This is a genomic window from Jiella marina, assembly GCF_024359545.1.
In the GTDB taxonomy this organism is placed as follows: domain Bacteria; phylum Pseudomonadota; class Alphaproteobacteria; order Rhizobiales; family Rhizobiaceae; genus Jiella.
Genome location: NZ_JAKQZG010000007.1, coordinates 158,989 through 172,105, shown reverse-complemented (window position 1 = coordinate 172,105; position 13,117 = coordinate 158,989). Strand labels below are relative to the sequence as shown.

Sequence of the window (13,117 nt, the reverse complement as noted above, 5' to 3'; positions counted from 1 at the left end):
TGATCTCACTGGGGAATGACCGCGACGCCGCGATTGCGCAGGCTGAGGCGGACCTCCGATTCGACCGGGTGAATGCGCTCCACTGCGGGATCGATGGCGAACAGTCTTCCGACAGGTGTCTCGATCTCGTATTCGACATGATCGCCGAGATAGGCCGCGCTCATGATCCGACCTTGCAACCCTGGATCGCTGCCCGGCTCGCCGATCCGAATGGCGTTCGGGCGCACCGCGAGTTGCGCCTTTCCCGGTGTCGCGCGGTGCGACGGGGCCGAATGGCTCAACGATTCGATGTTGAAATGGGCGATACCGGCTTCGACGGTCGTCACCGTGCAGGGCACGACATTGGCCTCGCCGATGAAGTCCGCAATGAAAGCGGAAGCCGGCTCTTCATAAAGTTCGCGCGGCGTGCCGATCTGGGCGATCTCGCCGTCGGCCATGACGACGATGCGATCCGAGACGGCAAGTGCCTCCTCCTGGTCGTGGGTCACGTAGACGGCCGTGAAACCGAGCCGTTGCTGAAGCTCACGGATCTCCGTGCGCACCTGCCGGCGAAGCCTTGCATCGAGATTGGAGAGCGGCTCGTCAAGAAGCAGCACCTGCGGCTCCAGAACGAGGGCGCGGGCGACGGCGACACGCTGCTGCTGGCCGCCGGAAAGCTCGCTCGGCAGGCGCTTGGCGAAGCCACCGAGGCCGACCAGTTCGAGCGCATCCTCGGCACGCGCTGCTGCATCCTTCTTGCCGACGCCGGTCGAGACGAGGCCGTAGGCGACGTTTTCGCCGACGGTCATGTGCGGAAAGAGGGCATAGGACTGAAAGACCATCGAGACGTCCCGCTCATTGGCCGGAAAGGTCGTCACGTCCCTGCCGCCGATCAGGATCCTGCCGGCGGTCGGCTGCTCGAGGCCTGCGAGCATTCTGAGCGTCGTCGTCTTGCCGCAGCCGGACGGGCCGAGGAGGGTGACGAGCTGGCCCGCCTCGATCTCGAGGTTCAGATCGCGTATCGCCACGAAGTCGCCGAAGGCCTTGCGGATGCCCACGAAGCGGACGGCGCCCGGCCGGATCTCGAAGCTCATATGGTCCTCTCCCTTGGGGTAGCGGCAACGGCGCCGGCCTTTCTCTGGGCAACGCGATCCTCGCGCCTGAGACGCCTGCGGCCGACGAGGAGCTGGAAGCTGGCGATGATGCCGATCATCACAACGATGAGGGCTGCCGAATAGGCGATCGCGACACCATATTCGCCGTTCTCGACCAGCCCGACGATATAGGCGGTCGCCATGTTGTATTGGGCGCTGACCAGGAAGATCACGGCGCTGATCGAGGTGATGGAACGCACGAAGCTGTAGACGAGTGCGGAGAAGATCGCCGGCCGCAGAAGCGGCAGGATCACCCGGCGCAGCGTCGTGGAAGAACGTGCACCCAGCGTCAGCGAAGCCTCGTCGAGGCTCTTGTCGAGCTGGCTCATCGCCGCAATGCCGCCGCGAACGCCCACCGGCATGTTGCGGAAGACAAAGCAGATGACGAGGATCGCGGCCGTGCCGGTGAGTTCGATCGGCGGCAGGTTGAAGGCCAGAACATAGCTGATGCCGATGACCGTGCCGGGGATGGCGAAGCTGAGCATCAGGGCAAATTCGAAGACCTGCTTGCCCCAGAATTTCTGTCTGACGATCAGATAGGCCGCCAGCAGGCCGACGGCCGCTGTCAGCGGCGCCGCAAGGGCTGCGATCTCCATCGTCGTCCAGAAGGAATCCCAGGCGACGCCTGTCCAGCGGATGCCGCTCGCGTCGACGACCACGGAAAAGGCCTGGGCGAAATGCTCCAGTGTGAAGGTGTGGTCGAGACCCCAGGTCCGCACGAAGCCGCCGAACATGATCATCGCATAGACCGTCAGCGTGAAGATCAGCCATGGGACGACCAGCGCGTAGCAGGTCGCGGCCATTTGCGGGGACAGGCCGGCATGGATGCCGGAATCGGCCTTGCCGGTGATGGTGGTGAAGTCCTTGCCCTTCAGCCAGGCCCGCTGGATGAAGAAGGCTGTCAGGGTGAAGGTGAGAAGCACGAGCGCCAGCACGGCGGCGCGCGCCGGATCGTTCTGGGCGCCGACGACAGCGAAGAAGATTTCGGTCGACAGGACGCCCTGGCTTGCGCCCAGGACCAGGGGATTGCCGAAATCCGCCATGCTCTCAATGAAGCCAATGAGAAAGGCGTTGGCGATGCCGGAGCGCATGAGCGGCAGGGAAACCGTCCAGAAGGTTCGCGAGCGATCGGCGCGCAGTGTCTGGGAGGCCTCTTCCATGGCGGGACTCACGCCTTCCACAACACCGATCAGCACCAGGAAGGCGATCGGCGTGAAGGAGAGCATCTGGGCGATCCAGATACCCGTCAGCCCATAGAGCCAGCGCCCGGCCTCGAGCCCGAGCAGATCGGCGACGAATTCAGTGATCACGCCCGAGCGGCCGAAAAGCAGGATGAGAGCGAGGCCGATGACGAAGGGCGGGGTGATGATCGGCAGGACCGTGATCAGGCGCAGGCCGCGCTTGAAGGGGAAGCGCGTGCGCGTCGCGACGAGCGCGAAGGCAAGGCCGAGCACGGTGGTCCCGGCCGCCGTGCAAAGTGCCAGCGTCAGGGTTCGCCAGGCGACACCGCAGGAACGCGGCCCCACCAGGCAATCGAGCGACCAGATCGCCGGATCGGTGATGTTGCGGACGAAGGCCGTCGAGTCGAATGCGCCGGTGAAGGTCTGGAACGCGCCGATGAAGATACTGGCGATCGGGTAGATCACGAATGTCGCAACGAGGGCGATCAGGATGATGATGGCGCCGACGATGAAGGCATCGCCGCGCATGGCTCCGCGCTCCGCGAGGCCGAAACTCAAGAGGAGAAGGCTCGCCAGGGCGAAGAGGCCGCCGCCAAGTCCCTTCGCCGACTGGCCCTCGGGGAGGTCGCGGAAGATGGCTGCAAGAAACGAGAAGTTCCAACCCCGCAGGCCGATCGAGAAGCCTTCCAGAAGAAACCAGCTGATGCCGATCGCCCCTGCCCAGATCAGGAGATTGGCGCGTTTCGTCTGGTCCGAGGTCGCGAAGGCGAGCCCCGCCAGGATGACCGGAACAACATAAGGCAGAAGCCACCATCGGCCGACTTCGAAGAGCTGCACCACGGCCGGCGCGACATCGGCTCCGAGCGGAAAGGAGCCGAGCCATTCGGTGGAAAGCAGTCCCGGATAGAAATTGTACCACGGCACGACGAACAGGCCGGCCAAGGCGAGACAGCCTGCAATCAGGAGACGCCGGTCGCGCCGCTGCATGGTTCCTCCCCCTCATCGGAATGTGGTCGGCCGAACGCGCGCCACATGGCGGACCTTCGGCATGGAAAAGACGGAGCCCGGGTGTGACGTCACGATCCGGCAGGACACGGACAGAACCCGGCAAGACCGCCGCACGCCACGGCTCAGCCGCATGCGAAAGAGTGCACGATCGAAAGCGCCGATCCGTGAGTAGACCGCCCATCACGCCCTTTGGATGCGGGCGATGACAGCGGCCCCATAGTGCGGGCGGAGATTTCCCCGCCCGCGGCCCTCTCGCCCGATCAGTTGGCGATCGCGCCGATCTCGCTGTCCCAACGCTCCAGAAGCGCCTTGCGCGTTTGCGGATCGCCGTATTTGGCGAAGTCGTAGTCGATCAGCTTGATCTCTTCGAGCTTCGGCGCCGCCTCCGGCACGCTGGCGTTGGCATTGGAGGGAAGCTGATAGGAATCCGCTTGCTCGGCCTTGGACTGCACCTCCGCAGACAGCGCCCAATCATAGAAGATCTTGGCGTTTTCCATGTTGCGTGCGCCCTCGACGATCGACATGGAGCCGACCTCGTAGCCGGTGCCTTCGCAAGGTGCCACGGTCTTCACCGGGAAGCCCTGCACGGTCATGGCGACGGCGTCGTGCATGAAGACGATGCCGATGCCATTCTCACCACGCGCGGCGGATTTCACCGGCGCCGAGCCCGACTTGGTGTACTGGCTGACATTGGCGTTCATCTTCTTCAGGAACTCGAACGCCTCGTCCTCGCCCATCAGCTGCACGAGCGTCGCGAGCGTCGTGTAGGCCGTGCCGGACGAATTCGGATTGGCGATCTGGATCTCGCCCTTGAAACGCTCGTCCGTCAGATCGGCCCAGCATTTCGGCGGTTCGATGTTCTTCTCGCCCAGGATCTCGGTGTTGTAGCCCCAGCCGAGCGCGCCGGAGTAGATGCCGACGGTACGATAGCCGGAAACCTCGGCCTGGTTCTTCGCCCAGGGCAGAAGCTCCTCCAGCTTCGGCGACTGATACTCGGCGGTCAGCCCTTCGGACGCCGCCTGGAGATGCGGATCGCCCGTGCCGCCCCACCAGATGTCGGTTTTCGGGTTGCGCGCCTCGGCCCGGATGCGGGCATAAGCCTCACCGGAGCTCATGCGAACCATGTTCACGTCGATATCGTGCTCGGCCTCGAACTCGTTCTCCATCAGCTCGCACCACTTCACGTCCGCCGCGCAGACGAGATTGAGCTGACCGGCCGCCTGGGCCGGCAGGGTGAAGAGGGCCGCCGCCGAAAGAAGCGTTGCGGCAAGTGTCTTGCGAAAGGGCATGTGATCCTCCCATACCTCGTGTCTGGCGCATCCTCCAATGCACACCTGTGCAACTTGACGCACCTGATTATTCGTTGTCAACTGCGTCCGGTCCAGTTTGGCGCCGCACAATTGATTGCACGCATGTGCACAAAACGACTTTGGAGGCTGCGCTGAAAGCCCGGCAGGAGGATCGGAAAACGCCCGCGGGTTTCGTTTCGGCGCAGCAGGTCGCCGATCTCGCGGGTGTTTCCCGTTCCGCCGTCTCGCGAACCTTCACACCCGGAGCCAGTGTCGCACCCGCCACAAGGGAACGCGTGCTCAAGGCGGCAGAGATGCTGGGCTATCACGTCAATCATCTGGCGCGCGGTCTGTTGGGGCAGCGCACCGGGATCGTCTGCATCGTCGTCGCCGATATCAGCACGCCGTTCCAGTCTCGGCTGGTGATGGAAGTGTCGCAGAAACTCCAGAACGCCGGCATGGTGACGATGATCGTCAACACCGCCGCCCCCGAGAAGGGGGTCGAACATGCGCTGCGTCAGGCGCTGCATTATCGGGCCGATGCGACGCTCGTGCTGTCGGGGGCGCCGTCGCCATCGATCATCGCCACCTGCGTCGAGAGCGGCCAGCGCCTGATCCTCAACAATCGCGACGAAACCGTCGAAGGCTGCCACCACATCGGCCTCGACAATGCGGAATCGGCACGGACCGCGCTCCACGCCTTTCTGAGGGCGGGCTGCCGCCGTCTGGCTCTGGTCTCATCCGCTGCCGGCACGCCAAGCCTCATGACACGCGAGCGGGCCTTCGTCGAAGAGGCACGTTCGGCCGGCCTGGAAATCATGAGCTACGGCAAGGGCCCGACAAACTATGAGAGTGGCTACCAGGGCGCGGTCGCGCTGTTTGCCGGTCGTGATCGGCCTGACGGCGTGTTCTGCGTCACTGATCTGCTGGCCTGCGGCCTGATGGACGGCGCGCGCAAGGAATTCGGGCTCCGGGTGCCGGAAGATCTCTGCGTCATCGGCTTCGACGACATCGAGCAGGCCGGGTGGGCCTCCTACGATCTCACGACCTTCGCCCAGCCGGTCGAAGCCATTGCCGAGACGGTGACCACTCTGTGTCTCGAAGACGCGTTCGAAGGCGGACGCACCGCCTTGCATGCCTCCTTCATCTGGCGGCGTAGCGTCCGGGCGGCGCGGAGCCAGGACTGAGAAAGACGTGCCCGTCGCGGCAGAGGCGGTGGGTGTCGCCGGACCTTTCCGCGCAATGCGCATCCGCAAGGCCGGCAAGGCATCCGCACAATGGAGAACGACAAGTCTCAGTTCCGGGAGTGTCCGTCAGACTGAACGCCCGACGACACCCAGAAAATCTGCGATCAGCGCATTGAAGAGCGAAGGCTTTTCCTGATGGACGTTGTGGGCGCAGCCTGGCACCACCGCGAGCCGACTACCGGCAATCCCGCGCCAGAGCGCTTCCGGCTGCGGCCAGGCATAGGAGCGATCGCCGTCGCCCCAAAGGACCAGGGTCGGCATGGTGATCTCGGCAAGCCCGGCCCGGCCGTCCCAGGCTTCCATCGCGTCCAGTCCTGCAATGGCCGTCTCGACCGAAACGCGGGCGCCCAGCTCGGCGCACAGCGGATAGGCGGGCGCATTCGCCCCGTCGCGGAACCATGTCGCGGCGATCCGGCGGGCGGTCGCGGCGACGCCGTCCCTACGCATGCGCTGCCGAGAGGTTTCGATCGGCTCGAACCGATCCGGCATGACGCCACGTGGGCCGGTGCCATAAAGAACGAGACGGGAAATTCGCTCGGGCGCCATGCGCGCCATCTCCTGCACGATCATGCCGCCCATGGAATGACCGACGAGATCGAACCGCTCGATGCCCAGCCGCGACAGAAGATCGAGGACGAACTCCGCATGGGCTTCGATCCGATCCGGACTCGCTTCTGCATGCGCTTCGCCGAAACCCGCCAGATCCGGCGCGATCACGTCGAACATGTCGGAAAACCGCTCGATCTGATTGCGCCACATCGCGGCGCCGCCGAGATAGCCATGGACGAGGACCACGGTCGACCCGTGGCCGGCCCGGCTGAACGAACCGAGCGGCTGGAGAGCGGCAGTGCTCATCGAACCGCCATCTCAGTCACGGCACCCCGTCCCGGTTGCCTGCGGCCTACATCCGGCCCTTCCAGGGCACGACGCGTCGCTCGATGAAGCGCATCAGGAGGTCGAAGGCGTAGGCGATCGCCGCGATCACGATGATGCCCATGATGACTGTCGCAGTCTGCAGGAACTGCGAAGCCGTCAGCACCATGTAGCCGATGCCCTTGGTGGCGGCGACCATTTCGGCAGCGACCAGCGTCGTCCAGCCGAAGCCGATGCCGATCCGCATGGCGGTGAGGATCTCCGGCAGGGCCGAAGGCAGGATGACATAGCGCAGGACCTGCCAGCGCGAGGCGCCAAAGGAGTAGGCAGCGTGAATCTGCTCGATCGCGGCGGATCGCACGCCCGCCTTGGCACCGAGAGCCACCGGGGCGAAGACCGAGAGGAAGATGAGGAGCACCTTCGACACTTCACCGATGCCGAACCAGATGATCATCAAGGGCAGATAGGCGAGCGGCGGGATCGGCCGGTAAAACTCGATCGGAGGATCGAAGATGCCCCGCACGAGCGGGCTCATGCCCATGGCCAGCCCCAACGGCACCCCGATGGCGCAGGCCAGAAGAAACGCCCCGAAGACGCGCGCCGCGGAGATGCCGGCATGCTCCCAGAGCGGCGTGCCCGTGAAGCCGGCGGTCAATATGTCGACGAACTTCGACAGGATTGCCTGCGGGGACGGCACGAAGAGCGGTTTCACAAGCCCCAGCGCCGTCACCAGCCACCAGACGAAGATGAAGGCGGCGATCGTCGCGAGGCTCAGAACGACGGTCTCGCCCTGGCCGGGCACGCCATAGGTTTCGCCCGGCCGCGTGGGACGGCTGCGCGAGAACTGCGCCATCCAGCCGCCCACCGTCTGGCGCCAGGCCGGTGCCTTGGTCGAGATGTGATCGGTCATGGTGCGAAACCTTCGCTGGCTGGCGTGACGATCATTCTTCTTCCTCGTCGGCGAAGATGATGGCGAGCACCTCTTCGCGCAGCGAGACGAAATCCGAGGATGCCTTGATCTGGCGCGCCGGCTCGCCGTCGCAGAAGCGCTGCGAGAAGGGCAGATCGAAGGTGTGGGCGATGCGGCCGGGACGCGGCGACATGACGATCAGCCTCGTCCCCATGAACAGCGCCTCTTCGACGCTGTGGGTGATGAAGAACACCGACTTGCCGGTGTCCTTCCAGATCCTGAGGATCAGTTCCTGCGCCCGTTCTCGCGTCAGCGCATCAAGCGCGCCGAGCGGCTCGTCCATGAGCAGGAGCTTGGGATCGCAGGTGAGCGCCCGCGCGATCCCGACGCGCTGCTGCATGCCGCCGGAGAGCGAATAGACCGGTGACTTCTCGAATCCGGCCAGCCCCAGCAGGCCGATGAACTTTTCCGCGACCTCGTAGCGCTGTTCCTTGGGCGTGCCCTGAAGCTTGAGCCCGAAGGCGACGTTGTCAATGACATTCAGCCAGGGCAGGAGGGCATGTTTCTGGAATACCACCGAGCGATCGGCGCTCGGGCCCTCGACCGCCGCGCCGTCGAGGCGGATGTCGCCGGAGGACGGGGCCAGGAAACCGGCAATCAGGTTCAGAAGGGTCGACTTGCCACATCCCGAAGCGCCCAGCGCGACGGTGAAGTCTCCGGGTTCGATGGTCAGGTCGACCCGCCGCAGCGCCTCGACCGGCGGCCGGCCGTTCGCCGCTGGAAATTCCACCGAAGCCTGACTGATTTCGAGTGCCATGGCGTGCGCCCCAAGCCGATTTCCCGATCGTGCGAATGCGCCGCCAGCTTCGCGGCGGCGCACTCATCCTGCAAACGATATTATTCCATCGCAGCCTTGGCATATTCGTCGGTGACGAAGGGCATGTAGTCCTCGGCGACCGTGTCGATCCGGCCGGCTGACTTCAGGAACTCCGCCGTCGACTTCATCGCCTCGGCCCCCTTCTCGCCCAGCCAGCCGCTCGAAACCTGTTCGTCGAGCGGGATGAAGGTATAGCCACCCAGCACCGCCGGCACCTGGTCGGGCGCGGCGCCGGTGCGCTCGGCGATCACCTTGACCGGCTCGCTTTCGGCGTTCCACGCCGCGGTGTCAGCGAGATAGGCGTCGTTGGCTTCGGCCATGGTCTTGGTGAAGGCCACCATGGCGTCGCGGTTGGCTTCGGCGAAGGCCTTGTTGACAACCCAGCCGTCGAAGGTCGGATAACCCCATTCGGCAGTCTCGCCCGCACCGACCAGTCGGCTGCCGTTTTCCATCAGGCTGGACTGGGCCGGCTCCCAGATGAAGCCGGCATCGATCGCGTCCTGCTGCCAGGCGGCGACGATCTGATCCGGCGGCATGTTCATGATCGTGATCTCGGAGGGATCGATCCCGGCATGGTCGAGTGCCCCCATCAGCGAGAAGTGGGCCGTGGAGCCGATCGGAACGCCGATCCGCTTGCCCTCGAGATCCTCCAGGGATTCGATCCCGGACCCGTTGCGCACGATGAGCGATTCCGCCGTGCCGATGACTTCGGCCACCATGAACATCTGCAGTTCGACACCCTGGCTGGCGGCGATCGCCAGAGGCGAGGAGCCAAGGGCCGCAACGTTGACGTCGCCGGAGGCCATGGCGGCGATGACGTCGGTCCCGGCGGCGAATTTCCGCCATTCGATGTTCCAGCCGGTCGCTTCCTCGAACTTGCCGTCAGCAGCCGCCACCTGATCAGGCGTCGGGTTGCCGAAATGGCCGACGATCACGGTCTCCTGCGCGGCCGCAGGCCCCGTGGCAATGGCCGAAACGGCCATGCCCGCCAGGAGGATGGATGCTAGTTTCTTGATCATGCTGGTCTCCACTCGTTGGCTGGATGGACACGCACCTCCGTGGAGGAGGTGTTCGGTGCGCTTGGCCGTCCGGCGCCTTCGCCCTTTCGGCAAGCAAGGTTCGTGCCGTGCCAATGGGCCAAGCGCCGAGAGACGACGCAAAGGGCAAAGGCAGGACATGGGGGAGCAATTCTGGGCCCCGGGAAGAGATGAGAGGCGTAACCACGTGCCATCACGGCACCTCCGAAGCGAGCATCTGAGCCGACACCGCGATGATTTCCGCCACATGCCGGTAATCGTCGAGGCTGAAGGTCAGCGGAATTCGCATATCGAACAGCCCGGCGAGGACCGCATCGGTGCGCGGCAGGAGCTGCGGGTCGACATAGCGCCAGCTCTTGTGGCTGCTGGTGAAGGCGACCGGCGCGGCGGCGCCGAACCATTTGAGGTCGACGCCGAGTTTCCGGGTGGCTTCGAGAAAAGCCTCTGCTCGCGCCTCGTCGATACCGGGTGCCAGAAACTGGATCGAGCTGCCCACATAATGTTCAGGTGCCGGGCGAACGGGCAGATGGAGGCTGGATACCTCCCGAAGCCGTGCCTCGATGACCCGATAGCGCTCGTTCCAGCGTTCGACATTCTCGTCGAGCCGGGCCAGTTGCGGCAGGAGGATCGCGGCGCGCAGATTGTCCATGCGTCCGGACTGGTTCGGCGTGTCGAGGCGCAGTTCCTCGAATTCCGCGTCGGCCGGCCCCGCGCCATGGCATCTGTAGAGCATGTAGGAGCCCGACAGGATCGTGGCGCGAGCCATCAGCTCCGGGTCGTCGGAGGTCAGAAGTCCGCCTTCGCCGGAATTGATGTGCTTGTACGTCTGGGTCGAGAAACAGGCGGCCCGCCCGAAGCGGCCGCTTTTCACGCCATTCCACGCCGCGCCCATGGTGTGGGCGCAATCCTCGATCACGATCAGGCCGAGCCGGTCGGCAAGGGCCATCAGACGTTCCATATCCGCCAGATGGCCGCGCATGTGGGAGAGCATCAGGAAGCGCGCGCCGGATGCCCTGGCCTTCGCCTCCAGATCGTCGATGTCGATTACAAGGTCTTCGGTGATTTCGATCAGAACAGGCCTGCCGCCGGCGGCCGCGATCGCGCCAGGCACCGGGGCCAGAGTGAAGGCGTTGGTCAGAACCGGCTCACCCGCTTTCAGTCCCGCCGCCCGCAGGGCGATCTGCAGCGCATAGCCGCCGGACGCGCAGGCAAGGCAGTAGCGTGCGCCCTGATAGGCGGCGAAGTTCCGCTCCAGCTCGGCCGCAGGCGACAGCTCGTCACCGACCGTGTTGTAGCGGTGCAGACGACCCGACCGCAGCACCGCGACGGCGGCCGCGATCGCATCCTCGGCAATCGGCTCCTGCTGGGTGAAACTCCGCTCGAAGCGGGCCGGCGTCCCGGCAGGCGCCTGAATGGGATCGCTTGCGGCGCTCATCGCGCCTCGCCCGCAGAAGAAGGCCCGTCGAAGGCTCCGCGATACCCGAACAGGGCGGCCGAACCGCCGGTGTGCAGAAATACGACGCGCTGTCCCTTGGCGAACTCGCCCTTTCTGACGAGGTCGATCAGCCCGGCAGCGCCCTTTCCGGAATAGACCGGATCGAGAAGGATGCCTTCGAGCTCGGCGAACATGCGGATCGCCTCGATCGTACTCGGTGCAGGGATTCCGTAGCCCTCGCCTACATAGTCGGTGTTCGCGACCACATCGGCGCGTTCGACCAGACCGGCGAGCCCGATCTTCTCGGCCGTGGCCTGAGCAAGGGCGAAGACGTTTCCCTCCTGTTTCGCCTTCGGCGCACGAACGCCGATCCCGAGCAGCGCCACATCGGCGTTCATCGCCTTGAGGCCGACGACGAGCCCGGCCTGGGTGCCGGCGCTGCCGGTCGCATGGACCAGCGCATCGATTGCAAGCCCCGCATCATTCGCCTGTCCCATCAGTTCGTGGGCACAGTTCACATAGCCGAGCGCGCCGGTCGGGTTCGAGCCGCCGCCGGGGATGGTGTAGACTCGCCGGCCTGCAGCGCGGAACCGCTCGGCGACCGCCTCCATTTCGGCGTTCATATCGAGCCCGCCCGGCCGTTTCTCGCGGCTCGCGCCGTGGAGATCGTCGAGAAGGACGTTGCCGTTGGCGGTGTAGTCCATCTCCCGCGATCCCGTGCGATCCTCGAGCAGAAGATGACAGGCCATGCCCAACTTTGCTGCGGCAGCGGCCGTCTGGCGGGCATGGTTCGACTGGGTGGCCCCTTGGGTCATCACCATGTCGGCGCCTTCCGCCTTCGCCTCGGCCATCAGAAATTCGAGCTTGCGGGTCTTGTTGCCGCCGGTGGAAAGCCCCGTGCAATCGTCCCGCTTGATCCAGATTTCCGGGCCGCCGAGCGCTTCGCTCAGCCGATCCAGACGCTCCAGCGGCGTCGGCAGATGGGCGAAGCGAAGACGGGGAAAGCGGGACAACTGCATAACTGATCGGCTTTTCTAAACACTGCACGCTTTCTGATCATCACCATCGCAAGCCCTTGTGCAAATGCAAATTTCCGCCGTAATCATGCATCTTCTGCATATTGAGAGGCGCACCTTATGCGACTGGAATGGCTGGAGGATATGCTGGCGGTTCTCGACACCGGGTCGCTGAACGCCGCCGCTCAGAAGCGCTTCGTCACCCAGCCCGCCTTTTCGCGCCGGATCATGGCAATCGAAGCGCATCTCGGCGTCGAACTCCTCGATCGGGCCCGCAAGCCGGCGCAGATGAAGGCTGGCGTCCGGAACCAGCGCGAGCGGCTGCAGGAACTTGCCGCCGGGCTTCGCGATCTGGAGAACGACCTCCGCCGCCAGGACCGGGCCGTCCAGAACCACATCGTCCTGTCGAGCCAGCACGCGCTGACGACCTCCGTCGCGCCGGGGCTGGTCAAGGCGCTGTCTGCCGATCCCTCGCTCAACATCCGCCTCAGATCGGCCAATCGTGACGAATGCTACGCCCAGCTTCTGACCCGGCAGGCTGAAATCGCGCTTCTCTACGAATCCGCGACCGAACCTCTGCCAGTCGGCGGCGAGTATCTGGAAAGCCTGGTGATCGGCCCGGAGATGCTCGTGCCGGTCTTCCCGACGCCGCATCTTTCCCGCCTGAACGAGGACTATGCCCGCGGCGAGATCTCCATCGTCGCCTATCCGAGCGAGGTCTTTCTGGGAAAGGTGTTCAATCAGGAGATCGCCGCCCGTTTTCCAAACGCCTCCTTCCTGCGCAAGCGGGCCGAGACGGCGCTGACGCTCGCCATGAAACAACTGGTCATGGACGGCGTCGGCGTCGGATGGCTGCCGAAGAGCCTGGTCGAGGAGGATCTGGCGGCCGGCAGGCTGAGCGATCTCGGCAACGTCCTGCCTCGGACCCGGCTCACCATCGTCGCCCTGCGCCTGACGGGAGCGCGCTCGACGGCCGTGAACCGCGTCTGGGAGGCTTTGCGCGAGAGTGCACGGAAGGCCGTCGAGGAGTCCTCGCCCGAAGGCATTTGAAGCGATCCCCGAGCCGCGCCTATAGTGCTGCGTCGCAATATGGACCGATGCCTCTCGGGGC

General features: G+C 64.9%; 11 protein-coding genes. 2 read left to right on the top strand and 9 right to left on the bottom strand.

Features of this window, described 5'->3' with window-relative positions:
* Window positions 1-5: 5 nt before the first annotated feature.
* The 3 genes from MF134_RS13920 to MF134_RS13910 all read right to left on the bottom strand — a co-directional run bounded on the left by MF134_RS13920 (window position 6) and on the right by MF134_RS13910 (window position 4,611).
* The gene (locus MF134_RS13920; RefSeq protein WP_255340076.1) at window positions 6-1,073 is read right to left on the bottom strand and encodes an ABC transporter ATP-binding protein; all 1,068 of its coding nucleotides are present in this window, start codon (window positions 1,071-1,073) and stop codon (window positions 6-8) included.
* The gene (locus MF134_RS13915; protein WP_255340075.1) at window positions 1,070-3,301 is read right to left on the bottom strand and encodes an ABC transporter permease; all 2,232 of its coding nucleotides are present in this window, start codon (window positions 3,299-3,301) and stop codon (window positions 1,070-1,072) included. The genes MF134_RS13920 and MF134_RS13915 overlap by 4 nt, the downstream gene beginning before the upstream one ends.
* A 281-nt stretch (window positions 3,302-3,582) precedes the next feature.
* Window positions 3,583-4,611: an ABC transporter substrate-binding protein gene (locus MF134_RS13910; protein WP_255340074.1), complete on the bottom strand. Its 1,029-nt coding sequence runs from the start codon at window positions 4,609-4,611 to the stop codon at window positions 3,583-3,585.
* Window positions 4,612-4,763: 152 nt separating this feature from the next.
* Here MF134_RS13910 and MF134_RS13905 point away from each other — a divergent pair, with 152 nt between their 5' ends.
* Window positions 4,764-5,798: a LacI family DNA-binding transcriptional regulator gene (locus MF134_RS13905; protein ID WP_255340150.1), complete on the top strand. Its 1,035-nt coding sequence runs from the start codon at window positions 4,764-4,766 to the stop codon at window positions 5,796-5,798.
* Window positions 5,799-5,924: 126 nt separating this feature from the next.
* On the opposite strand, the gene MF134_RS13900 is transcribed toward MF134_RS13905, so the two are convergent.
* The 6 genes from MF134_RS13900 to cuyA all read right to left on the bottom strand — a co-directional run bounded on the left by MF134_RS13900 (window position 5,925) and on the right by cuyA (window position 12,009).
* A complete protein-coding gene (locus MF134_RS13900; protein ID WP_255340073.1) occupies window positions 5,925-6,713 on the bottom strand; it encodes an alpha/beta fold hydrolase in 789 nt (262 codons plus the stop codon).
* Between the two features lie 46 nt (window positions 6,714-6,759).
* A complete protein-coding gene (locus MF134_RS13895; protein WP_255340149.1) occupies window positions 6,760-7,584 on the bottom strand; it encodes an ABC transporter permease subunit in 825 nt (274 codons plus the stop codon).
* Between the two features lie 88 nt (window positions 7,585-7,672).
* Window positions 7,673-8,458, bottom strand: coding sequence for a taurine ABC transporter ATP-binding protein (locus tag MF134_RS13890; protein ID WP_255340072.1), 786 nt, complete (start codon window positions 8,456-8,458; stop codon window positions 7,673-7,675).
* An 80-nt stretch (window positions 8,459-8,538) separates the two neighbouring features.
* The gene (tauA, locus tag MF134_RS13885) at window positions 8,539-9,537 is read right to left on the bottom strand and encodes a taurine ABC transporter substrate-binding protein (protein ID WP_255340071.1); all 999 of its coding nucleotides are present in this window, start codon (window positions 9,535-9,537) and stop codon (window positions 8,539-8,541) included.
* A gap of 211 nt (window positions 9,538-9,748) precedes the next feature.
* Window positions 9,749-10,990 (bottom strand): DegT/DnrJ/EryC1/StrS family aminotransferase, encoded by a 1,242-nt coding sequence (locus MF134_RS13880; RefSeq protein WP_255340070.1) that lies wholly within the window; start codon window positions 10,988-10,990, stop codon window positions 9,749-9,751.
* A complete protein-coding gene (cuyA, locus tag MF134_RS13875) occupies window positions 10,987-12,009 on the bottom strand; it encodes a D-cysteate sulfo-lyase (protein WP_255340069.1) in 1,023 nt (340 codons plus the stop codon). Before cuyA ends, MF134_RS13880 begins: the two co-directional genes overlap by 4 nt.
* 117 nt (window positions 12,010-12,126) lie before the next feature.
* On the opposite strand from cuyA, the gene MF134_RS13870 reads away from it, so the two are divergent.
* On the top strand, window positions 12,127-13,056 hold the full coding sequence (locus MF134_RS13870) for a LysR family transcriptional regulator (RefSeq protein ID WP_255340068.1): 930 nt from the start codon (window positions 12,127-12,129) through the stop codon (window positions 13,054-13,056).
* Window positions 13,057-13,117: the final 61 nt, after the last annotated feature.

Coding starts and splice junctions, on each gene's coding strand:
- cuyA (WP_255340069.1), bottom strand. CDS start 12,009: ATGCAGTTGTCCCGCTTTCCCCGTCTTCGCTTCGCCCATCTGCCGACG.
- MF134_RS13870 (WP_255340068.1), top strand. CDS start 12,127: ATGCGACTGGAATGGCTGGAGGATATGCTGGCGGTTCTCGACACCGGG.
- MF134_RS13915 (WP_255340075.1), bottom strand. CDS start 3,301: ATGCAGCGGCGCGACCGGCGTCTCCTGATTGCAGGCTGTCTCGCCTTG.
- MF134_RS13920 (WP_255340076.1), bottom strand. CDS start 1,073: ATGAGCTTCGAGATCCGGCCGGGCGCCGTCCGCTTCGTGGGCATCCGC.
- MF134_RS13880 (WP_255340070.1), bottom strand. CDS start 10,990: ATGAGCGCCGCAAGCGATCCCATTCAGGCGCCTGCCGGGACGCCGGCC.
- MF134_RS13890 (WP_255340072.1), bottom strand. CDS start 8,458: ATGGCACTCGAAATCAGTCAGGCTTCGGTGGAATTTCCAGCGGCGAAC.
- MF134_RS13900 (WP_255340073.1), bottom strand. CDS start 6,713: ATGAGCACTGCCGCTCTCCAGCCGCTCGGTTCGTTCAGCCGGGCCGGC.
- MF134_RS13910 (WP_255340074.1), bottom strand. CDS start 4,611: ATGCCCTTTCGCAAGACACTTGCCGCAACGCTTCTTTCGGCGGCGGCC.
- MF134_RS13895 (WP_255340149.1), bottom strand. CDS start 7,584: ATGGCGCAGTTCTCGCGCAGCCGTCCCACGCGGCCGGGCGAAACCTAT.
- tauA (WP_255340071.1), bottom strand. CDS start 9,537: ATGATCAAGAAACTAGCATCCATCCTCCTGGCGGGCATGGCCGTTTCG.